The sequence below is a fragment of the Rhodococcus sp. KB6 genome (genome assembly GCF_001445685.1).
Taxonomy (GTDB): domain Bacteria; phylum Actinomycetota; class Actinomycetes; order Mycobacteriales; family Mycobacteriaceae; genus Rhodococcus_F; species Rhodococcus_F qingshengii.
Genome location: NZ_LNAK01000151.1, coordinates 17,669 through 40,075, shown reverse-complemented (window position 1 = coordinate 40,075; position 22,407 = coordinate 17,669). Strand labels below are relative to the sequence as shown.

The window sequence follows — 22,407 nt, the reverse complement described above, 5'->3', positions numbered from 1 at the left end:
GCAGTTCATGTCGTATTGTTCGGGTGAACTGGGGTGACGCGAAGGGGGAATCGCGTCATGGGAGGGGACAGATCTTGACCAGCACCACTACAACCAGCGCTGCGAACACCGGAAACGGACGAGGCGCGAGTCATTCTGCCGAACTGTGCAGGTTGACGGTACTTTCAGCCCATTCGCAGGTGGATCTTGCGGTGCCGCTTCGTGTTCCACTCACCGTGGTCATTCCGGGCATTGTGGACACAATTGTCAACCACAGCAATTTCAACGAGTTCGACCACACCACCGAACAATTCGAGCCCGTCGACTGGACTCTGTCGAAAGTCGGCAGGGCACCGCTGGCACCGACGCTGTCGCTGCACGAGCACGGAATCCGCGATGGAGAATTGCTCGTACTCGAGGCCTCGGACACCGCTGCCCCGCCCCCACTCTTCGACGACATCATGTACACCGTCGCGGCCACGGATGCGGACGTCTACCGACGCTGGACTCCGGTCACCGCGCGCATTGTCGGCTCGACCGCCGCCCTCGTCGCTGCGCTCGTCGCGGCCCTCGCCCTGGTCCTCGGCGACACGGGACTGATCGGCGCCGTCTGCGGCGGAGTGACGTCTTTGGTGCTCACCGTCGCCGCCGTCGTGGCAGCGCGGGTGTACGGAGACTCTGGAAGTTCCGTCACGCTCGGATGCGCTTCGGTGCCACTGGCGTTCGTCTCCGGCGCACTCTGCGTGCCCGGCACTGTTCTTTCGGCTCATCTGCTTCTCGGTTCGGCATCTGCCGCTGCGGTAACTCTGATCTGCTTCCGCTTGTGCGGCACCGGATTAGCCGTCTTCACAGCACTTCTCGTCGTCCTTCTCGCGGCGGTGGGCACCTTTGCCGTCACTACCACGCTTCCCGAGGCGCGCACCGCGACCGTCAGCGGCGCGGTGATTGCCGCCGCATTGATCGTTCTCACGTTCACCGCTCGACTGTCGATGTTGTTCGCGCGACTACCGCTTCCCCCTGTTCCGACGCCGAGTAATCCCCTCGACGACGACCGCGACGGACTGCCCGAACCCGAACTACCCGGGCTGACCGAGTTGGCGGAAAGGGCAGGGCGGGCGCGTAGCTATCTGACTGGGCTGATCGTGGCCACGTCAGTGGTCGCGCTCGTCGCTGCCGTCGCACTCGCGTGGTCCTGGCCTGGTCAGGGGATCGTCTGGCCGAATCTTGCTCTCGCATTCGCGACGGCCGTCGTGCTGATGTTTCGCGGGCGCACCTACGCGGGCGCACAGCAGGCTGTGCCACTCATCGCGGCAGGCATCTCGGTGATTCTCGTTCTCCTGGGCGACATGGCATGGACCCATCGCGACCATGCATTGGTCGTCTTCGCCATCACGATGACCGTTCTCCTCCTGGCACTGGTTCTGGGAATCCTTGCCCCCCAGAACACATTCAGCCCCGTGATGCGACGCGCTGCCGAGCTGTTGGACCTCGCTGCGATTGCAGCAATCGTTCCGCTGATCTGCTGGGTCAGTGGCCTCTTCGCGCTCATGCGTAGCCTCTGAGCGATCGGTGATCGATGGTGATTCGACGTGCAACAAACATCTGCGCCAGTCTCGTGATCGTTGCCTTCAGCGTTCTCGCCGGGGCAGGTGGCGCATCGAGCGCGGTTCCCTCCCCCATCGATCCTGCCGTGCTGCCGGAGGACAGTCCGCCTGCACCTCCACAACCCACCGAACAACGAACCCTGTGCGTCCCAGCCGTGGCAGGTGGTGACAATGCGGACATTCCACGTTCTCAACGAGATCTGGGATTCGATTCTGTGTGGCCGATCACCAGAGGGGCAGGACAGCGAATTGCTGTCATCGACACCGGTGTCAGCAGACATCCCCGGCTGCCGTCGCTCGACGGCGGCGGTGATTACGTCGGTACCTCCGACGGCACCGACGATTGTGACGCACACGGAACTGTCGTGGCCGGTCTCATCGCCGCCCAGCAAGTCGAGGGTTCCGGATTCTCCGGAGCTGCGCCGGACGCACAGATAATTTCGATCAGGCAGTCCAGTGCCGCCTTCTCGGTGGCCGGCCAACGCGAAGACCCTGCTGTAGCCGAGAACTCATCCGGGTACGGAAACGTCGACACCATGGCAACGGCCGTCCGTCACGCTGCGGACATGGGTGCAAGCGTCATCAACATCTCCGAAGTCGCCTGCAAGCCTGCCGGGGACGGGATCAACGACCAACGACTCGGCGCTGCAATCGAATACGCCACGATCGCGAAGAACGTCGTAGTCGTCGCAGCTGCAGGTAACGTCGGATCCGGAGGTTGCAAGAACCAGAATCCGCCGCCGGATCCCGTCGATCCCCTAGCCGATCCATGGAACTCGGTTGCGACGATTGCCAGTCCGGCTTGGTACGACGACTATGTCCTCACGGTCGGGTCGGTAGACCCCAATGGCGCCGCCAGTTCCTTCAGCCTCGGCGGTCCGTGGGTCGACGTGGCGGCGCCCGGCACCGGAATCACCTCACTTCACCCGACGTCGCCCGGTCTGACCAACGGGGTGTACGGCTCCGACGGCGCCGTACAGTCGTTCAACGGGACCAGTTTCGCTGCGCCCTTTGTCGCGGCGACCGCCGCACTGGTCCGGTCGGTTCACCCGGAACTGACTGCGCTTCAGGTCATGCAACGTATCGAAGCCACCGCCCACGCTCCGGCGCAGGGTTGGAATCCCTACGTCGGTCACGGCGTCATCGATCCACTTGCGGCAGTGACGGGCGAATTGGCCCCAGGAGAACGCGTCAAGGTCAACCATCAGTCGGTGTCGATCGATCCCCTACCCACGCCGCCGACCCCCGACAACCGATCTCGCGACACGGCACTCGTCGGAGCCGGAACGGTCGGCACCCTCGCCCTACTGACGCTGTTGGCATCGATGCCTCTTCGTCGAGTAATTCGTCGGCATCTTCCCGAACGCCAGAACATCGATCCCTGAACCGTCAGCAGTGTTCAGTTCACCGGAGCGGCCGGCGCTGTATCGGGGGCGATTCCGTCGTGAGCTATCAGTGCATTGCTCTTCTCGAGCGCGGGACCTGATGCAAGCAGGTCGAGAATCTGCCAAGGCGCGCGATCAGGCGTTCGCGTCAATCCGAGCGCGCGAGCGGAGGTTTCGTCCGGTACGCCGTACTTCACACCGGTATCGGCTACGTAGAACACTCCGTCGTGCCTGGTGCTGTTCGTCTCGATTCCGGTCGCTTGAACAAATCCGCCGAATCCCTGTTCGACATGGACGTTGTCGAGATTGTCACCCGATCCGTCCGCCTGCGCCAAGGACACCAACTTGCCACCCTCCGGGATCGGAACCTGCAATCCAGCGACAAGTTTCAGCGTTGCAGAACTACTTTCGCCGCCCTCGACTGCAGGTGGGGGAGCCCATTCCAGACAGCCGACAGGTGCGCCGTGATCATCGACGATCTCCGGAACCACCCGCGGCAACAAGTCGACGGCCAGCTCACTCACCGAGGGAATACGACTGATGGCATCAGGGGTGACGCTCGCGATCCCGGTGGCGCCCTGCGAATCCGAGAAGTAGATCAGTTGGGCGAGCGCCGCACCGATCTTCTGGATCCCGTTCTCGAGTACCACGTAGTACTGCGGGTCCGCACCCACCGAAACCTGGACGACGGAGCCGACAGTCTTGTTCTGCAGAGGAAACCGGGGCGCCGATCCCAGTTGGCGGATTCGCGGAGCCTCGATGCGCGGAACTTCGGGAATCGAATTGAGGAATCCGATACTGATCGGTCGCGCCTGTGCTCCTTCCAGGCCTAAAGCCCGCATGATCGCCGGATCGTCCACATCGATTTCCGCTCGCTTCCCGTCGTACACGAGAAAGTGATCGGAACCCGACTTCACCAGGAATGCACGGTCATTCGTCAGATATGTCGTGTTTTCGCCGACATTGGACGAGCCGACCAGGACCGAAGTCGTCAACGATTTTCTCCCGTCGGATCCGACGGAATCGCACACCGTCCACGCGGCGTTGGTAGGGTCGGCCGATTCCGGCAGCGCGGACGGTGCGCCGGGAATGCCGACGAGCGCGCCCCGGGGTTTCGCCTCGACCTCGGATGCCTTGACTATTGCCGGTTTTCCTGGCGAACCCAGAATCAGTCGTGCGGAGGCCAAGTTCAGCACAGGGCGAAACGTACCCTCCATGGAGACGAACATCGCGCCCGATTCCTTTGCAACGACGATCTCTGCATCGCCGATTCTGTCCTGTGGCCGAAACAGAGCGAGTACAGCGCAACCCGCCAATCCCAGTGCAGCGAGGACTATTCCGACGGTGAAGGCGCGCGAATGTGATCGCATCGGATCGTGAAGCATCCGCACGTCTCGTCTGACCAGCGCATGTTCCATCCGCCTGACCAAGAATCGGTACCCGTTGACCTGCCAGCGCGTGGTAGGTGTCGCAGCCATCATTCCCCCCGTGCCTTACATCCCCTTGCGAAGACACAGTACAGTTCCGCTGGGGCGGAAATTTTCGGGTAGTTCGCAGGTCAGGTATCGGGGAGGAACCGTGGACCGATCGCGGTTGAAGCATTGGCCGTCGTCACACAGGATTTCGACGCGCGAGTTCGTGCCGGCACAGATTTTCGGAATCGGTGCGGGCGGAATCGCGATGGCCAGTGGGCTCGATTGGTTCTGGGCGCTGGCAATCGGTTGTGTGGTTGCCGGATCAATGCTGCTTCATGTGGGCGGTTGGTCGGTAATGTCCTGGATTGTCAGGTACTTTCGCTATCTGCACCGCAAGGACGTCGACCGCAGCACGATCGTCAGTTTTCACACTCCCTCCGAGCAGTCCATCGGGCTCCGAGTGGACGGATCTTCGCTCGTCGCTGTCGTCGAGATCGCTCCCCCACGCGACTACCTGACCAGGATCGGCCGTCATTCGTTCGACGCTTCCCACCTTCTGCCCACGGCAGCCCTCGCCAATTGTCTCTATCAGCACGACATCTCACTCACCGGCATCGACATCGTCAGTCACGGATACCGCGCCGCGTCGGGAACGCCTGCCACCGAAGTCTACGAACGTCTCATCGGACCACTACCAGCCACCGCCACCAGAAGTGTTTGGCTTGCACTACGTTTCGACGCACTGGAGGGTGGTGCAGCAGTCGAACGCCGGGGCGGGGGCGAACAGGGCGCCGGCCGCGCGATAGCTGTTGCCGCCAATCGTGTCATCCGGGTGCTCGATTCAGCGGGGTGCAAGGCGCGGATCCTGACCGCACCGGAGATCGCGTCGTCCACTGCCCAGGTGACAAGAGGAGTGGCCGGCCACGAGGTCACCGAAACGTGGCGAAGTACCCCCTTGCCTGGCGTGTCCAACGTCGGATTTGGGATCGAACCCCGTTTCATCACCACTGCGACCCTGACCCGAGTGTGGGCAGTGGCAACGGTCGGGACGTCCGTGACAATTCGGTTACGACCCACCGGACAACGCGGAGAGGCGAAGGTCAGTGCGACATGTCGCTTCACCACGCGCAATCCACCTGAGAACGCACCGCTGGCCGGTTTGGTCTCGCTACGTGGGCGCCAGCGCGACGGATTGCTGACCAACTTGCCAACCGCATTGGCCGCGCTGGACGGCATCACGCCGGGCGTTCGCATGGACGGGGGCACACTCGACTCACTCGCTCTACCCCTTGCCGGGTGCGGCCAACTCATCGGCTCGGACGGAAACGGGCACGGTGTCGCGGCCAGAATTTCGGGGCCGGGCGTCAACACCGTTCTTGTCGCCGGCGAACTCTATCTGGCTCAGCAGTTGATCTTTCGAGCCATCGCGACCGGCGCACTGGTACTCGTCCACACCGATCGACCTCAAGCGTGGACCGCGCTCACCGACTCGATGGGAGTGCCTGACCGACTCCGCGTGTCCGGGCAGGGCGGTGGGCCTGAGGGCGCCTTCAACACTGTCGTATTCGACGGCGTCGAGGGGTTATCTCCGCGTGCCGGCGTGACCGCAATCTATGTGTACGGACATCCACGCCAATGGCCTCGGGTCGACCCTGAAATCTCGATAGTCCAGCCATTCGCACTCGGTGACAAGATCACGGTCGAAACCGGCCGTACACGCGTCGACCTGACTCTGGTGACCATCGCTTCCGAGACATCGTTCATCGGCCGTCCACGAGCCGGCGACGCTCACCAGATGGCGTGATCGCGTATGTCCAAGATCAACCGGGATAGGGATCACTTGCACGTTGCATCCGCAATCCGCTTCCCCACCAATCCAATTCACGAATCATCTTCTCGCTTGCATCGATCGCAATCGAATCGACGCCGTACGGCTCGTGTCCGAATTGCTTACGCACCCGGTGGATGGTCACGCTTTGACGCACCGAGACCATGTGCAACTCCGCAACCACTTGCCTCAGTTGCTCGACGGCCCGAACACCACCTGAAATCCCGCCGTAGGACACGAATCCGATCGGCTTGGCACGCCACTCGTGTTTCACCGAATCGAATGCGGTCTTGAGAGCAGCCGGATACCCGTGGTTGTATTCGGAGGTCACGGCGACAACAGCGTCGGCGCGCCCGATTCGCCGGCGGAAAACCTCCGTGGCAGGTGAATCCGAGAAATCCTGGGGCAACGACAGCTCTCTGAGGTCGATCACCGATACGTTCCACGACGGGTTCGCGGTTGCGCGCTCGACAAACCAGTCCGCCACTGCTCGTCCCATTCGCCCCTCGCGGACCGAACCTACGATGACTTCGACGTTCAAAGGTGCCATGAACGTCGATGCTAGCGACTGATCACGCAGTGATCCCGTCCGTGATGAGTGCTGCCAGTTCCCGATAAGCGCTGGCATCATCCAGACCAGTTGCCCGGTAGACCGCGCGTTGCTGGATCCGAACCATCGTCGCCGCAGCGGCATCGGCGACAAATGATGCGTGTACCTGCCGGAAGGCGCCCGAATCGACTCCCTCGACGATGAGCGATCGCACACGATCAGCAGCGATCGACGTGTTCTTCTCGTAGACCTGGCTCGCCGACACCGATTCGGCCAGGTCTTCCATGAACTGACTGGACGCCGCGGACAGCCGATCACCCACTGCTTCGAGATACACCGCGACTCGACGAGGCGGGGCCGTTTCGGCGGCGACTGCACTCTCCACTGCATCGGTCGCCGCCCGGAAGAAGTGCACTGTCACAGCCCGCACCAGATCCTCTTTGCCGGCCGCCACGGTGTACAAGGTGCTCTTGGAGCAGTGCAGACGAGCTGAGATCTCGTCGAGCGTGAGGTGGGCGAAACCCTCGCTCAAGAACAGTTCGACCAGTTGATCGAACAACTCTGCCCTGCGCGCAGTCGTCTTGTGAACCAGCCTTGCCATACCTACGACAGTACTGCAGTATCGTTCTCAGTACTATTACCTAGCTAGGAGCCGACCGTGCCCGTCGAACGCCTGATGCCCAGCCAAGAAGCTCGCGATCTCATCGAACTGACGCGTGATGTCGCGGACAAGGTACTCGCGCCCAAGGTCAACGAATACGAGAAGGCCGAGAAGTATCCAGACGGAGTGTTCCCCGCACTCGGACAGGCGGGTCTGCTGAGCCTTCCGTATCCCGAGGAGTTCGGCGGCGGCGATCAGCCGTACGAGGTGTATCTCCAAGTGCTCGAAGAGATCGCCTCACGCTGGGCAGCGGTTGCAGTGGCGGTGAGCGTGCACAGCCTGTCGTGCTTCCCGCTGTTCACCTTCGGCACCGACGAACAGAAGAACCGCTGGCTACCGGACATGCTGGGCGGCAACACCATCGGCGCGTACAGCCTTTCCGAAGCGCAGGCCGGATCCGACGCCGCCGCGTTGTCGTGCAAGGCGACGCCCACCGACGGTGGCTACCGCGTCAACGGTTCGAAAGCCTGGATCACCAACGGCGGCAAGGCGGACTTCTACAACCTCTTCGCACGCACCAGTGACGACGGTTCACGCGGCGTCTCCTGCCTCCTGGTGGACAAGGACACCGAAGGCCTCAGCTTCGGAAAACCCGAAGAGAAGATGGGGCTACGCGCGGTTCCCACTGCCTCCGCGAACTACGACGACGCCTTCATTCCTGAGGAGCGATTGATCGGTCAGCGCGGCCAGGGGCTGCCGATTGCCTTCAGCGCTCTCGACTCCGGCCGACTCGGAATCGCTGCCGTTGCCGTCGGAATCGCTCAAGGCGCGCTCGACGACGCGGTCGCTTACGCGAAGGAGCGCAAGGCATTCGGCAAGCGGATCATCGATCACCAGGGACTCGGTTTCGTGCTCGCGGACATGGCTGCCGCAGTCGACTCCGCGCGAGCCACCTACCTCGATGCAGCCCGCCGCCGCGACGCCGGAGTTCCGTATTCACGCAACGCGAGCGTCGCCAAGCTCGTGGCCACCGACGCGGCAATGAAGGTCACCACCGACGCCGTTCAGGTATTCGGCGGGTACGGATACACCCAGGACTTCCCCGTCGAGCGCTACATGCGCGAGGCCAAGATCACGCAGATCTTCGAGGGCACCAACCAGATTCAGCGATTGGTCATCGCGCGCCAACTGGCGGGATAGCCCCCCGATACGAATGCCCTCCCACACAGAGTGGGAGGGCATTTTGCATGGTGATGTTCAGTCGCCGCAGCATCCACCCGAAGACGGAATCTCGCGGGTCTCACGGGTAATCGCGTTGCGGGCAGCCAGTTCCGAGTAGTCGGGGTAGTCCACGCGGACCAACGAAAGTCCGTGCGCCGGAGCAACGAGGATGGAACTGGATCGCGACGTTTCGTCGAGCAACCCTGCCACCCAGTCGGCGGTGCGCCGTCCCTCACCGACGGAGAGGACTGCGCCGACGAGACTGCGAACCATCGACCAGCAGAATGCGTCAGCATTCACGTAGGCCGTGAACACCGTGCCCACTTGGGTCCAGTCGAAACGCTGCAGCTCCCGCACCGTCGTAGCGCCTTCTCGACGCTTGCAGAATGCCGCGAAGTTGTGCAGACCCAGCAGCCGATTCGACGCATCCTGCATCGCTCCGAGATCGAGTGGTTTGGGATACGAGACGGTGTCGCGTGCGCGTAGTGGTTCCACTCCGAACGCCGCGTTGGTCACCCGGTACTCGTAATAACGTCGCATCACGGAGAAGCGCGCATCGAAGTCACCCGGAACCACCGATATCTGTTTGACCCGAACGTCCTTGGGCAGAAATCGTGCAAGTCTGCGCACGAGTCGAGACGGATCGTCCGGGAGCAACTCTCCCGGAACGTCGACGTGCGCTACCTGACCGGTGGCGTGGACACCGGCGTCGGTTCGACCGGCAACGGTCAACTGAACCGGGCGTCGAAGCACCGTTCCCAACTTGTCTTCGATCTCACCGCACACGGTGCGCAGATCGGTCTGGCGGGCCCAACCCGAGAAGTCGGTGCCGTCGTAGGAGATGTCGAGCCGCAATCGAACGAGCCCGCCGTCCCCGGTGGGGGCGGCGGGCTCGTTCGATTCAGCGTGTGCCGAAACCAAGGGAGACTAGTCCTTCTTGGCCTCTTCGGCCTCGGGAGCGTCGGCCGCAGTTGCGGTCTCGTTCTCGATGGCCTCGACGACTGCGTCAGCGTTCTCGACCTCAGCCTCGGTCGCGTCGGCCTCTACGGCCTCGACGACGTTCTCTGCGGCGGGAGCTTCCTGCGAGGACTTGACGCGACGAGCGCGGTCAGCCTCGGAGGTGACGGTCTTTTCCTTGACGAGCTCGATGATTGCCATCGGAGCGTTATCACCCTTGCGGGGGATCGTCTTGATAATGCGGGTGTATCCACCGTTACGGTCCGCGTAGAACGGGCCGATCTCGGCGAACAGGGTGTGAACGACATCCTTGTTGCGGATGACCTTCAGCACCTCACGACGGTGAGCCAGCGTGCCGGCCTTCGCGTGCGTGACGAGCTTCTCGGCGTAGGGGCGCAGTGCCTTGGCCTTGGACTCGGTGGTGGTGATGCGACCGTGCTCGAAGAGCGCGGTAGCCAGATTGGCGAAAATCGCCTTCTGGTGGGAAGCCGACCCGCCGAAGCGGGCACCCTTCTTGGGCTTGGGCATGATGATCTCCTAGTAAAGGACCTGAGCTGCTACAGCTGTTCGGTCTCGGCGTAGTCCTCGGTACCTTCGGCATCGCCGAAGGAACCGGCATCAGTGTCACTCCATGTTCCGGTGGCGGCGTCGTAGCCGGCAACGGTGGTGGGATCGAAGGATGCGGGGCTGTCCTTGAGGGACAGGCCGAGCGAATGCAGCTTGACCTTGACCTCGTCGATGGACTTCTGTCCGAAGTTGCGGATGTCGAGCAGATCGGACTCGGTACGGCCGACAAGCTCACCGACGGTGTGAACACCTTCGCGCTTGAGGCAGTTGTAGGAGCGGACCGTGAGGTCCAGATCCTCGATGGGGAGTCCGAAGGAAGCGATGTGATCGGCCTCGGCAGGCGAGGGTCCGATCTCGATTCCTTCTGCTTCGACGTTCAGCTCACGGGCCAGGCCGAAGAGCTCAACCAGGGTCTTGCCCGCCGAAGCGAGCGCGTCCCGTGCGGTGATGGAGTTCTTCGTTTCCACGTCGAGAACGAGCCGATCGAAGTCGGTGCGCTGTTCGACGCGAGTGGCCTCCACCTTGTAGGTGACCTTGAGCACCGGCGAGTAGATCGAGTCGACCGGGATACGGCCGATCTCTGCGCCGGACGCCTTGTTCTGAACGGCGGGGACATAGCCACGACCGCGCTCGACTACGAGCTCGATCTCCAGCTTTCCCTTGTCGTTCAGGGTGGCGATGTGCAGATCAGGGTTGTTCACGGTGACGCCTGCCGGGGGCACGATGTCGCCCGCAGTAACAGCGCCGGGGCCCTGCTTGCGGACGTACATGGTGACCGGCTCGTCCTCTTCGGAGTTCACGACGAGGCCCTTGAGGTTCAGGATGATGTCGGTGACATCTTCCTTCACGCCCGGGACGGTGGTGAACTCGTGGAGAACGCCGTCGATACGGATGCTGGTGACAGCAGCGCCGGGGATCGACGAGAGCAGCGTGCGGCGCAGCGAATTGCCGAGCGTGTACCCGAAACCTGGCTCCAGGGGCTCGATGACGAACTTCGAGCGGTTATCAGCGATGACCTCTTCGGTCAGCGTGGGTCGCTGAGAAATGAGCATTGGTATTTCCTCCTGTACGGACGTCCACTATTTGACGCCCACGATGGGAAAGGGCCTGCGGCCCTGTGAGTGGTTGAGGAGTCCGGAGACTCGTCAACCACTCACGGGGTGCGAAGCGCCTTACTTCGAGTAGTACTCGACGATGAGCTGTTCCTGCAGAGCGATGTCGATCTGCGCGCGCTCGGGAAGCTGGTGAACCAGGATCCGCAGACGCGAGCCGACAACCTGCAGCCACCCGGGAACCGGGCGATCGCCGACGGTCTCACGCGCAACCTGGAACGGAAGCGTGGAGAGCGACTTCTCCTTGACATCGATGATGTCGTACTGCGAGACGCGGTAGCTCGGGATGTCGACCTTCTTGTTGTTCACGAGAAGGTGACCGTGCGTGACCAGCTGACGTGCCTGACGGCGCGTGCGAGCGAGGCCTGCGCGGTACACGACGTTGTCGAGACGCGACTCGAGGATGCGAAGCAGGTTCTCGCCGGTCTTGCCGGGGCGGTTGTTCGCCTCCTTGTAGTACAGGCGGAACTGCTTCTCCATGACGCCGTAGGTGAAGCGAGCCTTCTGCTTCTCCTGCAGCTGGAGCAGGTACTCGCTCTCCTTGATACGCGCGCGGCCGTGCTGTCCGGGCGGGTACGGGCGACGCTCGAATGCCTGGTCGCCTCCAACGAGGTCGACGCGCAGACGACGCGACTTGCGGGTGATGGGTCCGGTATAACGTGCCATTTTCTTCTACCTATCCTTCCCGCTATACCCGACGCCGCTTGGGCGGACGGCAGCCGTTGTGCGGCTGGGGGGTTACATCGGAAATGGTGCCGACCTCGAGGCCAGCGGCCTGGAGGGAACGGATTGCGGTCTCGCGACCGGATCCCGGTCCCTTGACGAAGACGTCAACCTTCTTGACACCGTGCTCCTGCGCCTTACGGGCAGCGCTCTCAGCAGCAAGCTGAGCGGCGAAGGGAGTCGACTTACGCGAACCCTTGAAGCCGACGTGTCCCGAAGACGCCCAGGAAATGACATTTCCGGCGGGGTCCGTGATGGACACGATGGTGTTGTTGAAGGTGCTCTTGATGTGAGCGGCGCCGTGCGGGATGTTCTTCTTATCCCTGCGACGCGTCTTCTGGGTCTTCTTCGGACCGGTGCTACGTGACTTCGGGGGCATTACTTCGCCTTCTTCTTGCCGGCAATGGTGCGCTTCGGACCCTTACGGGTACGGGCGTTGGTCTTGGTGCGCTGACCACGCACGGGCAGACCACGACGGTGGCGCAGGCCCTGGTAGCAGCCGATCTCGATCTTGCGACGGATGTCGGCCTGAACCTCGCGGCGAAGGTCACCCTCGACCTTGAGCGACTCCTCGATGTACTCGCGGAGCTTTGCCAGGTCCTCGTCCGAGAGGTCCTTGCTCCGGAGATCCGGGCTGACGCCGGTGGCGTCAAGGATTTCCTTGGAGCGGGTACGGCCGATGCCGTAGATGTATGTCAGTGCGATCTCCATGCGCTTTTCGCGAGGAAGATCAACACCAGAGAGACGTGCCATGTTGGCATTTCCTTATCGGTGTGCGGAGGTCTGCTCCCAGCCCTTCCCCTGTGCCTCTTGCCGAGTACCGACGCCCGAAGGCGCAGATGATCTCATCAACTAACTCAGTGGGGCCCCGGCCTCCGTGCCGGGGGTGAACCATTGTCCGACCTTGGCGATCGGTGAACGATCGCGTGGGGTCTCGTCAACAATGGCTGGTACTGGGAGGTCTTCTTTGCTTGTTGCCAAGCAGATCTTCGAAAAGCTAGATCTAGCCCTGACGCTGCTTGTGACGCAGGTTCTCGCAGATCACCATGACTCGACCGTTACGGCGAATCACTTTGCACTTCTCGCAGATCTTCTTGACGCTCGGCTGAACCTTCACGTCTTCTGATCTCCTGTTTTGTCGCAGCCTGCCGCGATGAACCGCGGCAGACATACTTCTCCCTGACCCAGGTCAGGTCCGGGAAGTTCGTTACTTGTAGCGGTAAACGATGCGTCCGCGCGACAAATCGTAGGGCGAGAGCTCTACGACAACGCGATCTTCCGGGAGGATGCGAATGTAGTGCTGACGCATCTTTCCGCTGATGTGGGCGAGGACCTTGTGGCCATTCTCGAGCTCAATGCGGAACATCGCATTGGGCAGCGGCTCGACTACTCGTCCTTCGACCTCGATGGCCCCGTCTTTCTTAGCCATATCCTCCGCGATCCGTTTGGTTTGGCATGCTTCGTGCATCGGCTTCCGTTACATTGGCACGCAATGGAAAGATCGTCGGCAGTTCGAAAGCCCGATCCCGGAGCGATCCGGGCGTAGGCACACGAACTATCGACGCGCATAGCGCACCGCCTAGCCATGTTACGCGATGTAAACGACCAGGCCAAATGCGCCTCCGGTCAGGGTGACGACGCACACCGCTCCCCCATCGAAAAAGTCCCAGCCTCGAAATGAGGCTGGGACTTCTCGAACGTGAATCATGCTCGCTGCCAACACTTGTCAGCGACTGTGTCGACTACTCCGGCCGGAGTGTCAGAATCCGCGGACCGTCTTCGGTCACTGCGACAGTGTGTTCCCAGTGCGCCGCACGGGACCCGTCGGTCGTCACAACGGTCCAGTCGTCGTCGAGAATCACCGTGTCGGTGGTGCCGAGCGTGAGCATCGGCTCAATCGCCAGGCACGATCCGACAACCAGTTCAGGACCCTTACCCGGGGCACCTTCATTGGCGAGGAACGGATCCATGTGCATTTCCCGGCCGATTCCGTGTCCGCCGTATCCGTCGACGATGCCGTAGGAACGACCGTGCAACTTCTCGGCGGCATGAGTACCGACCTCGATCGCGTGCGAAACATCCGTCAGACGGTTGCCGGCGATCATTGCCGCGATCCCGGCTTCCATGGAAAGCCGAGTGGCTTCGCTGAGCTCCTGATCGGCGACGCTGATCTCACCGACACCGAACGTCCAAGCGGAGTCACCGTGCCATCCGTCGAGGATCGCGCCACAGTCGATGGAAACCAGGTCGCCTTCAGCCAGGATGTCCTGAGCTGAAGGGATTCCGTGAACGACGCGATCGTTGACCGAAGAGCAGATCGAGCCGGTGAAGCCGTGGTACCCGAGGAACGAGGGCACGGCGCCGGCGTCACGAATGACGGATTCAGCGACCGCGTTCAATTCCAAAGTGCTGACACCGGGCTTCGCCGCAGCGCGAACCGCCACCAGAGCCGAACCCACGATCGCGCCGGCAGCAGCCATCGCGTCGAGTTCGCCCGCGGAGCGGAACGGAACAACCTTGCGTTTGCGCCCGAAGACCATTACTTACCCAACGCTGCCAGTGCGCGAGCGTTGACCTCTTCGACCTCGCCGATCGCGTCGACGGAGACGATGCTGTCCTTGTAGTAATCGAACAGCGGTGACGTCTCGTCGCGGTAGACCCGGAGTCGGTTGCGAATGACGTCCTCGGTGTCGTCTGCACGACCACGGGCGAGCATACGCTCGACCACGATGTCCTCGTCGACGACGAAGGAGAGGACACCGTCGAGCTTGGTGTCGAGATCCTTCAAGATTCCCTCGAGTGCCTGAGCCTGTTCGACCGAGCGCGGAAATCCGTCGAGAAGGAAACCGTTTGCTGCGTCCGGTTCTGCGACGCGAGCCTTCACCATGTCGTTGGTGATCGAGCTCGGTACGAGTTCGCCGGCGTCGATGTACTTCTTTGCTTCCACACCGAGAGCGGTGGCCTGACCGATGTTCGCGCGGAAGAGATCACCCGTGGAGATATGGGGAACGCCGAACTTCTCGGACAAGATAGCGGCCTGGGTGCCCTTGCCGGCACCGGGAGGACCAAGGAGGACAAGTCTCACTTGAGGAACCCTTCATAGTTACGCTGCATTAGCTGACTCTCGATCTGCTTCACGGTGTCCAGGCCGACGCTGACCATGATCAGCACCGCGGTGCCACCGAACGGCAGGTTCTGCGCGCCGCCGCCATTCCCGATGTCGAGGAACAGGTTGGGCAGAACAGCAATGGTGCCGAGGTAAATCGCACCCGGAAGGGTGATGCGACTCAGCACGTAGTTGAGGTAGTCCGCGGTCGGCTGACCGGGTCGGATACCGGGGATGAAGCCGCCGAACTTCTTCATCTCGTCGGCGCGCTCTTCGGGATTGAAGGTGATGGCGACGTAGAAGTACGTGAAGAAGACGATCAGGCCGAAGTAGATCGCGATGTACACCGGGTTGGCCGGATTCACCAGGTAGGTGTTGATGAGGCGCTGCCACCAACTGGGGTCGACCGCTGTACTGGCCGAAGTCAGCTGTGCAATCAAGTTCGGGAGGTACAGCAGTGAAGACGCGAAGATCACCGGGATGACGCCGGCCTGGTTCACCTTCAGAGGCAGGTACGTCGAGGATCCGCCGTACATCTTGCGTCCGACCATCCGCTTCGCGTACTGCACCGGGATACGACGCTGACCCTGCTCGACGAAGACGACACCGGCGATGATCAGCAGCGCTGCGAGGCAGACGAAGGCGAAGACCAGCGGACCACGGCTGTCGAGGATTGCCTTGCCCTCGCTCGGGATACGCGATGCGATACCGGCGAAGATGAGGAGGGACATACCGTTGCCGACGCCACGTTCGGTGATGACCTCGCCGAACCACATGACCATGGCAGCACCGGCAGTCATGACCAGCACGATGATGACAAGTCCGAAGATCGACTTGTCGGCGATGATGTCGTCACAGCCCTGGAGCAACTGTCCGCGTGCCGCAAGAGCGACGATGCCGGTCGACTGCAGGATTGCCAGAGCAATGGACAGGTAACGCGTGTACTGCGTCATCTTGGCCTGGCCGGACTGGCCTTCTTTCCGAAGTTCCTCGAACTTCGGAATCACCACGGTCAGGAGCTGCACGATGATGCTCGCCGTGATGTACGGCATGATGCCGATCGCAAAGATCGACATCTGCAGCAGAGCGCCGCCGGAGAACAGGTTGATCAGCGAGTAGATACCTGCTGAGTCACCGGAGTTGGCGATATCGATGCACTGACGCACACGGCCGTAGTCGACACCTGGGGACGGGATGAGAGCGCCGACCCGATACAGAGCCACCAAGCCGAGGGTGAAGAGGATCTTCCGCCTCAGGTCTGGGGTCCTGAGGGCCGAGACGAAGGCGGAAAGCAAAGATCCTCCTGGCACGACGGTAGGGAGACAGATCGTTTTGACCTGTCGAACTTTTGAACTCTAACAGTGAGCATTTGGGAACTAGGCGGGCAGACCACGAAAACCGGGTAAGCCGAAGATACATTTGCCACTCGGTGACCAGAATACTGGCCCGTCCGAGCATGCACGACCAATCTGTGACACGACCTCGTACCTGTGACACGACCTCGTAGACGCCGATGGCCGCACCGCAGCAAACGCTGCGCTGCGGCCATCGGACTAGCTACGCGTGATCACTCACAGCTCGGTGGCGGAACCACCGGCAGCAGCAATCTTTTCCTTGGCGGAACCGGTGAACTTGTCGACGGTCACCTGAACGGCAACTGTCAGTTCGCCGTCGCCCAGAACCTTGACGAGCTGGTTCTTGCGGACTGCGCCCTTGGCGACGAGATCCTCGACCGTGATTGCTCCACCTTCGGGGAACAGACGGGCGATGTCGCCGACATTGACGACCTGGTACTCGACGCGGAACGGGTTCGTGAAGCCCTTGAGCTTGGGCAGACGCATGTGAAGCGGCATCTGTCCACCCTCGAAGCCCACGCGCACGGTGTTACGTGCCTTGGTGCCCTTGGTACCGCGACCTGCGGTCTTACCACGCTTGCCGCCCTCACCGCGTCCAACACGAATCTTGTTGGACTTGGATCCCGGAGCGGGGCGCAGGTGGTGCAGTTTGATGGTCATGGTTAGACCTCCTCAACTGTTACGAGGTGGCGCACCACGTTGATCAGACCGCGGTTCTGTGCGTTGTCCTCACGAACAACGGTCTGACGGATGCCCTTGAGACCCAGCGTGCGCAGAGAATCCTTCTGGTTCTGCTTGGTCCCGATGATGCTCTTGATCTGAGTGACCTTGAGATCTGCCATTACTTCACACTCCCAGCAGCCTGTGCGCGAGCGCGAAGCATGCCGGCGGGTGCAACCTCTTCGAGGGTGAGGCCGCGGCGAGCCGCAACTTCCTCGGGACGCTGCAGACCCTTGAGCGCAGCAACGGTCGCATGCACGACGTTGATGGCGTTGTCGCTACCGAGCGACTTCGACAGGATGTCCGCGATACCAGCGCACTCCAGCACGGCGCGCACAGCGCCACCGGCGATAACACCGGTACCGGGGCTTGCCGGGCGAAGCATGACGATGCCGGCAGCAGCCTCACCCTGAACGGGGTGAGTGATGGTGTTGGCGATCATCGGGACGCGGAAGAAGCTCTTGCGAGCCTCCTCGACACCCTTCTGGATGGCCGCGGGAACTTCCTTGGCCTTTCCGTAGCCGACGCCGACCAGTCCGTTGCCGTCTCCGACGATCACCAGAGCGGTGAAGCTGAAGCGACGACCACCCTTGACGACCTTGGAAACGCGGTTGATCGTGACAACGCGCTCGATGAACTGTGACTTCTCCGCAGCGTTTCCGCCACGGCCACCGTCGCGACGGTCACGGCCGCCACCACGGTTGTCCCCACGAGCGTTGCTGTTGTCACCGCTGTTGGGGCCATTCTGTCCGGCGGGTCCGCTTCCGCCGTCACGCCTTTGACGTCCCGGCATCAGGCTGTCCTTCCGTTGAAAATGTTGGTCATCAGAACTTCAACCCGCCTTCGCGAGCCGCGTCTGCCAGGGCCGCGATGCGACCGTGGTAGCCGTGTCCGCCGTGGTCGAAGACAACTGCTTCCACGCCGGCAGCCTTGGCGCGCTCGGCGATCAGCTGACCGACCTTCGCGCTCGCAGCCTTCTTGTCGCCTTCTGCCACGCGCACGTCTGCTTCGATGGTCGACGCGGAGGCCAGGGTGTGGCCGGCCAGGTCGTCCACGAGCTGGACGTGGATGTGGCGCGAGGACCGGTTGACGACCAAGCGGGGACGCTCGGGCGTGCCGGAGACCTTCTTGCGGAGACGGAAGTGACGACGCGTCTTCGAGAGACGACGCTTGGTGGACGCATCCTTGCCCAGCGGAATCCGCTTGGCTTTCTGGTTTGCAGTCTGGCTCATATCACTTACCCGTCTTTCCGACCTTGCGGCGGATCTGCTCACCCTCGTAACGCACGCCCTTACCCTTGTACGGGTCCGGACGACGGAGACGACGGATGTTGGCCGAGATCTGCCCGACCTTCTGCTTGTCGATGCCGGACACCGAGAACCGGGTGGGCGACTCGACGACGAAGGTGATGCCTTCAGGAGCCTCGATCGGCACCGGGTGGCTGAAGCCGAGCGCGAACTCGAGGTCCTTGCCCTTCAGTGCCACACGGTAACCAACACCGTGGATCTCCATCTTCTTCGTGTAACCCTCGGTGACACCGGTGATGATGTTCGCAACCAGGGTCCGCGACAGACCGTGCAGCGCGCGGCTACGACGCTCGTCGTCGGGGCGCGTGACGCTCAGCGAGCCGTCCTCTGCCTTTTCGATTGCGATGGGCTCGGAGATGGTCAGCGCGAGGGTGCCCTTGGGACCCTTGACGGTGACATCCTGGCCGCTGATCGTGACGTCAACGCCCGCGGGGACGGTGACCGGAATCTTTCCAATACGCGACATTGTGGTGGCCTCCCTTACCAGACGTAGGCGAGGACTTCCCCGCCTACTCCTTGATTGGCCGCCTGGCGATCGGTGAGCAGACCGGACGACGTGGAGATGATGGCCACGCCGAGGCCTCCGAGGACCTTGGGCAGGTTGGTGGACTTCGCGTAAACCCGGAGACCGGGCTTGGAAACGCGACGCACGCCGGCGAGGCTACGCTCGCGGCTGGGACCGTACTTCAGATCGACGATGAGGGTCTTGCCGACCTCTGCGTCTTCGGTACGGAAATCGGAGATGTAGCCCTCGCGCTTGAGGATCTCGGCGATGTTCGCCTTGATCTTCGAGTGGGGAAGCTTCACCTCATCGTGGTACGCCGTGTTGGCGTTGCGCAGACGCGTCAAGAAGTCTGCGATGGGGTCAGTCATGGTCATAGGTCGACCTCGACACCTTTCTCGCTGTGGTTCCCATGCAACACCGGACGAATCCGATCGTGGGCCTCCAGCAATTCGGCTGGGCCGTCCGACTTGTGTCAGACGGCGTAAGTTACCGCACCGAGCTGAACGCATGCGTCAGCCACGGCAACCGCTCTAGTGTAGGGAACTTTGGCGCAGGTGTCCACCGGGATCCCATGTCGCCTCCCCCACTGCCGCCCGAAGGTTGCGATCGGGAAGCTATCGACGCACCCCGAAATCTGAACTGCTCGTTCGGCACCGAAGAACGACACCGACGAACGATGATCGCTTTCAACCAGAGTCGCAGCGGGGCAGTTCTTTTCAGGATCGGCACGATTCACATCTCGATGAAAACCACGAATGGGCGTGGGTTCCAAAGGAACCCACGCCCATTCACATGCGTGGTGTGACGAAGCCCGAGGGCCTCAGATCACCAAGAGCTCTTGCGAACTCCGGGAAGCTCGCCGGCGTGAGCCATCTCGCGAACGCAGATACGGCACAAGCCGAACTTGCGGAACACCGAGTGCGGGCGACCGCACCGCTGGCAGCGGGTGTAGGCGCGAACCGCGAACTTGGGCTTCTTGTTGGCCTTGTTGACCAATGCCTTCTTAGCCATGCGCTCAGTTCTCCTTGAACGGGAAGCCGAGGTGCTTGAGCAGTGCACGGCCTTCTTCGTTGTTGGTTGCGGTGGTCACGACGGTGATGTCCATGCCGCGGGGGCGATCGATCTTGTCCACGTCGATCTCGTGGAACATCGACTGCTCGTTGAGGCCGAACGTGTAGTTGCCGTTGCCGTCGAACTGGTTGCCCGAGAGACCGCGGAAGTCGCGGATACGGGGCAGAGCGACAGACACGAGGCGGTCCAGGAACTCCCACATGCGGTCACCACGGAGGGTGACGCGTGCACCGATGGGCATACCTTCGCGGAGCTTGAACTGCGCGATGGACTTACGTGCCTTGCGGATCTCGGGCTTCTGGCCCGTGATCAGCGACAGGTCATGGACAGCGCCGTTGATCAGCTTGGCGTCACGGGCGGCGTCGCCGACGCCCATGTTGACGACAACCTTGACGACGCCGGGGATCTGCATGACGTTCGAGTAGTCGAACTCGCTGTTGAGCGCGTCCTTGATCTCAGCGCGGTAGCGTGCCTTGAGGCGCGGCTGGACCTTGTTTTCGGTGGAGGTCATGTCAGATGTCCTTCCCGTTCTTCCGGGAAATCCGAACGCGCTTGCCGGACTCTTCGTCGGTGCGGTAGCCCACGCGGGTGGGGTTTCCGTCCGAGTCGACGACTGCAACGTTGGAAACGTGGATCGGGGCTTCCTGCGTGACGATGCCGCCGGAGGATGCTCCGCGCTCGTTCGCGGAAACCGCGGTGTGCTTCTTGATTCGGTTCACGCCTTCGACGAGGACTTTGTCGGTCGCGGGGTAGGCCTGAATGACCTTGCCCTTCGCGCCCTTGTCCTTGCCGGCGATGACCAGAACGGTGTCACCCTTGTGCACCTTCATCACAGCACCTCCGGGGCAAGCGAAACGATCTTCATGAACTTCTTCTCGCGCAGCTCACGGCCGACGGGTCCGAAGATGCGGGTTCCACGGGGATCACTGTCAGCCTTGATGAGCACTGCAGCGTTCTCGTCGAACTTGATGTAGGAACCGTCCGGACGACGGCGCTCCTTGGTCGTGCGAACGATGACGGCCTTGACGACCTCACCCTTCTTGATGTTTCCACCGGGGATTGCGTCCTTGACGGTGGCGACGATGACGTCACCGATCCCGGCGTAGCGACGTGACGAACCGCCGAGAACGCGGATGCAAAGGATTTCCTTGGCACCCGTGTTATCAGCGACGCGAACTCGCGACTCCTGCTGAATCACTTGATCTCCCTAGACCTGGAATTTCGTGCGCAACGGATTACCGACCCGGTGCGCGCGGTCATTGTTGCCACCTGCGTCGTGTCTGAGCTGCAGTCCCACCGACTGACGTCGGGAGACGATCACTGCAAGCACCGTTCGAGCTGCGCACGTGAAGACACACCTCTGCCACAGGCAACCGTTCTATTGTAGGGAAGGGTTCACCGAATACCAAATCAGCCGTACTCGACGCAACTCGAACCCTTCGCCCGGAAAGCCCCGAAAGCCCCCGGAAAGCCGAATGGCCCACTCCCCCAAGGGGAAGCGGGCCATTCGGTGATACTCGATCAGCTCGAGGATTCGATCAGGCTTACTTGGCCTTTTCGAGGACCTCGACCAGACGCCAGTGCTTCGTCGCGGACAGCGGACGGGTTTCCATCAGCTGAACGCGGTCGCCGACGCCGGCAACGCCGTTCTCGTCGTGCGCCTTCACCTTGGTCGTACGGCGGATGATCTTGCCGTAGAGCTTGTGCTTGACGCGGTCTTCGAGCTCGACCACGATCGTCTTTTCCATCTTGTCGGACACGACGTATCCGACACGGACCTTACGGCTCGCGCGCTCTTCTGTGCTCACTGCTTTTTCCTCACTCATGCCGCGTCACCTGCATCCGGACCCACAGCGAGTCCGAGCTCACGCTCACGCAGGACGGTGTAGATGCGCGCGATCTCGTGACGAACGGTGCGCAGTCGTCGGTTGTTGTCCATCTGGCCGGTAGCCATCTGGAAACGAAGGTTGAAAAGCTCTTCCTTCGACTCACGGAGCCGGGTGACCAGCTCGTCTTCACTGAGCTCGCGGAGCTCTGCTGCTGGGGTTCCAGTAGCCATCAGAACTGCTCCTCTCTGGTCACGATCCGGCACTTGCACGGGAGCTTGTGCATCGCGCGGCGCAGGGCCTCACGAGCAATCTCCTCGTTGGGGTATGTCATCTCGAACAGAACGCGTCCGGGCTTGACGTTGGCAATCCACCACTCGGGCGAACCCTTACCGGAACCCATTCGGGTTTCGGCCGGCTTCTTCGTGAGGGGGCGATCCGGGAAGATGTTGATCCAGATCTTGCCGCCACGCTTGATGTGCCGAGTCATGGCGATACGAGCGGACTCGATCTGCCGGTTGGTGATGTAGGCAGGCTCGAGAGCCTGGATGCCGTAGTCACCGAAGGTCACCTGG

31 protein-coding genes are annotated in these 22,407 nt (G+C 61.9%); 4 read left to right on the top strand and 27 right to left on the bottom strand.

The genetic code is table 11. From position 1 onward, the window contains the following. Positions 1 to 74: 74 nt before the first annotated feature. Both eccD and mycP read left to right on the top strand, forming a co-directional pair. Entirely contained in the window at positions 75 to 1,541 is a 1,467-nt protein-coding gene (eccD, locus tag ASU23_RS25860) for a type VII secretion integral membrane protein EccD (protein WP_050655863.1), read from the top strand. 14 nt (positions 1,542 to 1,555) lie between these two features. Further along, positions 1,556 to 2,968, top strand: a complete 1,413-nt coding sequence (gene mycP, locus ASU23_RS25855; RefSeq protein ID WP_058039015.1) for a type VII secretion-associated serine protease mycosin — start codon at positions 1,556 to 1,558, stop codon at positions 2,966 to 2,968. A gap of 14 nt (positions 2,969 to 2,982) precedes the next feature. Here the strand turns inward: mycP and eccB are convergent, their stop codons facing one another. After that, a complete protein-coding gene (gene eccB, locus ASU23_RS25850; protein WP_082661477.1) occupies positions 2,983 to 4,449 on the bottom strand; it encodes a type VII secretion protein EccB in 1,467 nt (488 codons plus the stop codon). Between the two features lie 97 nt (positions 4,450 to 4,546). Between eccB and eccE the strand changes: the two genes are divergently transcribed. Then, positions 4,547 to 6,187: a type VII secretion protein EccE gene (gene eccE / locus ASU23_RS25845; protein WP_058039014.1), complete on the top strand. Its 1,641-nt coding sequence runs from the start codon at positions 4,547 to 4,549 to the stop codon at positions 6,185 to 6,187. A gap of 16 nt (positions 6,188 to 6,203) precedes the next feature. Here eccE and ASU23_RS25840 read toward each other — a convergent pair whose 3' ends face one another. Beyond that, on the bottom strand, positions 6,204 to 6,761 hold the full coding sequence (locus tag ASU23_RS25840; RefSeq protein ID WP_003940967.1) for an NADPH-dependent FMN reductase: 558 nt from the start codon (positions 6,759 to 6,761) through the stop codon (positions 6,204 to 6,206). Between the two features lie 22 nt (positions 6,762 to 6,783). Continuing rightward, a complete protein-coding gene (locus ASU23_RS25835; RefSeq protein ID WP_007728583.1) occupies positions 6,784 to 7,362 on the bottom strand; it encodes a TetR/AcrR family transcriptional regulator in 579 nt (192 codons plus the stop codon). Positions 7,363 to 7,419: 57 nt separating this feature from the next. On the opposite strand from ASU23_RS25835, the gene ASU23_RS25830 reads away from it, so the two are divergent. Continuing rightward, positions 7,420 to 8,562, top strand: coding sequence for an acyl-CoA dehydrogenase family protein (locus tag ASU23_RS25830; protein ID WP_007728582.1), 1,143 nt, complete (start codon positions 7,420 to 7,422; stop codon positions 8,560 to 8,562). Between the two features lie 57 nt (positions 8,563 to 8,619). Here the strand turns inward: ASU23_RS25830 and truA are convergent, their stop codons facing one another. From truA to rplP, 24 genes are all read right to left on the bottom strand, one after another. Continuing rightward, the gene (gene truA, locus ASU23_RS25825; protein ID WP_058039013.1) at positions 8,620 to 9,504 is read right to left on the bottom strand and encodes a tRNA pseudouridine(38-40) synthase TruA; all 885 of its coding nucleotides are present in this window, start codon (positions 9,502 to 9,504) and stop codon (positions 8,620 to 8,622) included. Between the two features lie 6 nt (positions 9,505 to 9,510). Then, positions 9,511 to 10,068, bottom strand: coding sequence for a 50S ribosomal protein L17 (gene rplQ / locus ASU23_RS25820; RefSeq protein WP_003940748.1), 558 nt, complete (start codon positions 10,066 to 10,068; stop codon positions 9,511 to 9,513). 29 nt (positions 10,069 to 10,097) lie between these two features. Then, positions 10,098 to 11,159, bottom strand: a complete 1,062-nt coding sequence (locus ASU23_RS25815) for a DNA-directed RNA polymerase subunit alpha (RefSeq protein WP_003941016.1) — start codon at positions 11,157 to 11,159, stop codon at positions 10,098 to 10,100. Positions 11,160 to 11,279: 120 nt separating this feature from the next. Further along, positions 11,280 to 11,885, bottom strand: a complete 606-nt coding sequence (gene rpsD / locus ASU23_RS25810; RefSeq protein WP_003940769.1) for a 30S ribosomal protein S4 — start codon at positions 11,883 to 11,885, stop codon at positions 11,280 to 11,282. A 22-nt stretch (positions 11,886 to 11,907) separates the two neighbouring features. After that, positions 11,908 to 12,321 (bottom strand): 30S ribosomal protein S11, encoded by a 414-nt coding sequence (rpsK, locus tag ASU23_RS25805; RefSeq protein WP_003940683.1) that lies wholly within the window; start codon positions 12,319 to 12,321, stop codon positions 11,908 to 11,910. Next, positions 12,321 to 12,695 carry a 30S ribosomal protein S13 gene (gene rpsM / locus ASU23_RS25800; protein WP_003940834.1) on the bottom strand — a complete coding sequence of 125 codons (375 nt, stop codon included), beginning with the start codon at positions 12,693 to 12,695 and terminating at the stop codon, positions 12,321 to 12,323. The genes rpsK and rpsM overlap by 1 nt, the downstream gene beginning before the upstream one ends. A gap of 250 nt (positions 12,696 to 12,945) precedes the next feature. Next, positions 12,946 to 13,059, bottom strand: a complete 114-nt coding sequence (gene rpmJ, locus ASU23_RS33605; protein WP_003938068.1) for a 50S ribosomal protein L36 — start codon at positions 13,057 to 13,059, stop codon at positions 12,946 to 12,948. Positions 13,060 to 13,149: 90 nt separating this feature from the next. Beyond that, positions 13,150 to 13,371 carry a translation initiation factor IF-1 gene (infA, locus tag ASU23_RS25790; protein ID WP_003418601.1) on the bottom strand — a complete coding sequence of 74 codons (222 nt, stop codon included), beginning with the start codon at positions 13,369 to 13,371 and terminating at the stop codon, positions 13,150 to 13,152. A 313-nt stretch (positions 13,372 to 13,684) separates the two neighbouring features. Then, the gene (gene map / locus ASU23_RS25785) at positions 13,685 to 14,482 is read right to left on the bottom strand and encodes a type I methionyl aminopeptidase (RefSeq protein ID WP_003940806.1); all 798 of its coding nucleotides are present in this window, start codon (positions 14,480 to 14,482) and stop codon (positions 13,685 to 13,687) included. Then, the gene (locus ASU23_RS25780; protein ID WP_003940868.1) at positions 14,482 to 15,027 is read right to left on the bottom strand and encodes an adenylate kinase; all 546 of its coding nucleotides are present in this window, start codon (positions 15,025 to 15,027) and stop codon (positions 14,482 to 14,484) included. Before ASU23_RS25780 ends, map begins: the two co-directional genes overlap by 1 nt. Next, entirely contained in the window at positions 15,024 to 16,343 is a 1,320-nt protein-coding gene (gene secY / locus ASU23_RS25775; protein ID WP_003940773.1) for a preprotein translocase subunit SecY, read from the bottom strand. The genes ASU23_RS25780 and secY overlap by 4 nt, the downstream gene beginning before the upstream one ends. Before the next feature lie 276 nt (positions 16,344 to 16,619). Then, on the bottom strand, positions 16,620 to 17,063 hold the full coding sequence (rplO, locus tag ASU23_RS25770) for a 50S ribosomal protein L15 (RefSeq protein ID WP_003940829.1): 444 nt from the start codon (positions 17,061 to 17,063) through the stop codon (positions 16,620 to 16,622). Between the two features lie 2 nt (positions 17,064 to 17,065). Beyond that, entirely contained in the window at positions 17,066 to 17,245 is a 180-nt protein-coding gene (gene rpmD / locus ASU23_RS25765; protein ID WP_003940751.1) for a 50S ribosomal protein L30, read from the bottom strand. Further along, on the bottom strand, positions 17,245 to 17,916 hold the full coding sequence (gene rpsE, locus ASU23_RS25760) for a 30S ribosomal protein S5 (RefSeq protein ID WP_003940718.1): 672 nt from the start codon (positions 17,914 to 17,916) through the stop codon (positions 17,245 to 17,247). Before rpsE ends, rpmD begins: the two co-directional genes overlap by 1 nt. Before the next feature lie 31 nt (positions 17,917 to 17,947). Beyond that, entirely contained in the window at positions 17,948 to 18,355 is a 408-nt protein-coding gene (gene rplR, locus ASU23_RS25755; RefSeq protein ID WP_003940996.1) for a 50S ribosomal protein L18, read from the bottom strand. Between the two features lies 1 nt (position 18,356). Continuing rightward, complete coding sequence (rplF, locus tag ASU23_RS25750; RefSeq protein ID WP_003940970.1) at positions 18,357 to 18,896, bottom strand: 50S ribosomal protein L6; 540 nt, start codon at positions 18,894 to 18,896, stop codon at positions 18,357 to 18,359. Positions 18,897 to 18,910: 14 nt separating this feature from the next. Then, entirely contained in the window at positions 18,911 to 19,309 is a 399-nt protein-coding gene (rpsH, locus tag ASU23_RS25745; RefSeq protein WP_003940873.1) for a 30S ribosomal protein S8, read from the bottom strand. 451 nt (positions 19,310 to 19,760) lie between these two features. After that, positions 19,761 to 19,946, bottom strand: coding sequence for a type Z 30S ribosomal protein S14 (locus ASU23_RS25735; RefSeq protein ID WP_003940698.1), 186 nt, complete (start codon positions 19,944 to 19,946; stop codon positions 19,761 to 19,763). Positions 19,947 to 19,950: 4 nt separating this feature from the next. Next, a complete protein-coding gene (gene rplE, locus ASU23_RS25730; RefSeq protein ID WP_003940924.1) occupies positions 19,951 to 20,517 on the bottom strand; it encodes a 50S ribosomal protein L5 in 567 nt (188 codons plus the stop codon). Position 20,518: 1 nt separating this feature from the next. After that, positions 20,519 to 20,836 (bottom strand): 50S ribosomal protein L24, encoded by a 318-nt coding sequence (gene rplX / locus ASU23_RS25725; RefSeq protein ID WP_003941019.1) that lies wholly within the window; start codon positions 20,834 to 20,836, stop codon positions 20,519 to 20,521. Continuing rightward, positions 20,836 to 21,204 carry a 50S ribosomal protein L14 gene (gene rplN / locus ASU23_RS25720; RefSeq protein WP_003940951.1) on the bottom strand — a complete coding sequence of 123 codons (369 nt, stop codon included), beginning with the start codon at positions 21,202 to 21,204 and terminating at the stop codon, positions 20,836 to 20,838. The genes rplX and rplN overlap by 1 nt, the downstream gene beginning before the upstream one ends. A 346-nt stretch (positions 21,205 to 21,550) precedes the next feature. Further along, on the bottom strand, positions 21,551 to 21,832 hold the full coding sequence (rpsQ, locus tag ASU23_RS25715; RefSeq protein ID WP_003941020.1) for a 30S ribosomal protein S17: 282 nt from the start codon (positions 21,830 to 21,832) through the stop codon (positions 21,551 to 21,553). Further along, positions 21,829 to 22,065 carry a 50S ribosomal protein L29 gene (gene rpmC, locus ASU23_RS25710; RefSeq protein WP_003940734.1) on the bottom strand — a complete coding sequence of 79 codons (237 nt, stop codon included), beginning with the start codon at positions 22,063 to 22,065 and terminating at the stop codon, positions 21,829 to 21,831. The genes rpsQ and rpmC overlap by 4 nt, the downstream gene beginning before the upstream one ends. Next, a partial coding sequence (gene rplP, locus ASU23_RS25705) for a 50S ribosomal protein L16 (RefSeq protein WP_082661476.1) occupies positions 22,065 to 22,407 on the bottom strand: 343 nt, incomplete at its 5' end. The genes rpmC and rplP, both read right to left, overlap by 1 nt.

Bases quoted from the DNA above. Each gene is read 5' to 3' on its own strand.
- mycP (WP_058039015.1), top strand. From the start codon at position 1,556: ATGGTGATTCGACGTGCAACAAACATCTGCGCCAGTCTCGTGATCGTT.
- eccB (WP_082661477.1), bottom strand. From the start codon at position 4,449: ATGATGGCTGCGACACCTACCACGCGCTGGCAGGTCAACGGGTACCGA.
- ASU23_RS25840 (WP_003940967.1), bottom strand. From the start codon at position 6,761: ATGGCACCTTTGAACGTCGAAGTCATCGTAGGTTCGGTCCGCGAGGGG.
- ASU23_RS25835 (WP_007728583.1), bottom strand. From the start codon at position 7,362: ATGGCAAGGCTGGTTCACAAGACGACTGCGCGCAGGGCAGAGTTGTTC.
- rplQ (WP_003940748.1), bottom strand. From the start codon at position 10,068: ATGCCCAAGCCCAAGAAGGGTGCCCGCTTCGGCGGGTCGGCTTCCCAC.
- ASU23_RS25815 (WP_003941016.1), bottom strand. From the start codon at position 11,159: ATGCTCATTTCTCAGCGACCCACGCTGACCGAAGAGGTCATCGCTGAT.
- rpsD (WP_003940769.1), bottom strand. From the start codon at position 11,885: ATGGCACGTTATACCGGACCCATCACCCGCAAGTCGCGTCGTCTGCGC.
- rpsK (WP_003940683.1), bottom strand. From the start codon at position 12,321: ATGCCCCCGAAGTCACGTAGCACCGGTCCGAAGAAGACCCAGAAGACG.
- rpsM (WP_003940834.1), bottom strand. From the start codon at position 12,695: ATGGCACGTCTCTCTGGTGTTGATCTTCCTCGCGAAAAGCGCATGGAG.
- infA (WP_003418601.1), bottom strand. From the start codon at position 13,371: ATGGCTAAGAAAGACGGGGCCATCGAGGTCGAAGGACGAGTAGTCGAG.
- map (WP_003940806.1), bottom strand. From the start codon at position 14,482: ATGGTCTTCGGGCGCAAACGCAAGGTTGTTCCGTTCCGCTCCGCGGGC.
- rplO (WP_003940829.1), bottom strand. From the start codon at position 17,063: ATGACCATCAAACTGCACCACCTGCGCCCCGCTCCGGGATCCAAGTCC.
- rpmD (WP_003940751.1), bottom strand. From the start codon at position 17,245: ATGGCAGATCTCAAGGTCACTCAGATCAAGAGCATCATCGGGACCAAG.
- rpsE (WP_003940718.1), bottom strand. From the start codon at position 17,916: ATGCCGGGACGTCAAAGGCGTGACGGCGGAAGCGGACCCGCCGGACAG.
- rplR (WP_003940996.1), bottom strand. From the start codon at position 18,355: ATGAGCCAGACTGCAAACCAGAAAGCCAAGCGGATTCCGCTGGGCAAG.
- rplF (WP_003940970.1), bottom strand. From the start codon at position 18,896: ATGTCGCGTATTGGAAAGATTCCGGTCACCGTCCCCGCGGGCGTTGAC.
- rpsH (WP_003940873.1), bottom strand. From the start codon at position 19,309: ATGACCATGACTGACCCCATCGCAGACTTCTTGACGCGTCTGCGCAAC.
- ASU23_RS25735 (WP_003940698.1), bottom strand. From the start codon at position 19,946: ATGGCTAAGAAGGCATTGGTCAACAAGGCCAACAAGAAGCCCAAGTTC.
- rplE (WP_003940924.1), bottom strand. From the start codon at position 20,517: ATGACCTCCACCGAAAACAAGGTCCAGCCGCGCCTCAAGGCACGCTAC.
- rplX (WP_003941019.1), bottom strand. From the start codon at position 20,836: ATGAAGGTGCACAAGGGTGACACCGTTCTGGTCATCGCCGGCAAGGAC.
- rpsQ (WP_003941020.1), bottom strand. From the start codon at position 21,832: ATGAGTGAGGAAAAAGCAGTGAGCACAGAAGAGCGCGCGAGCCGTAAG.
- rpmC (WP_003940734.1), bottom strand. From the start codon at position 22,065: ATGGCTACTGGAACCCCAGCAGCAGAGCTCCGCGAGCTCAGTGAAGAC.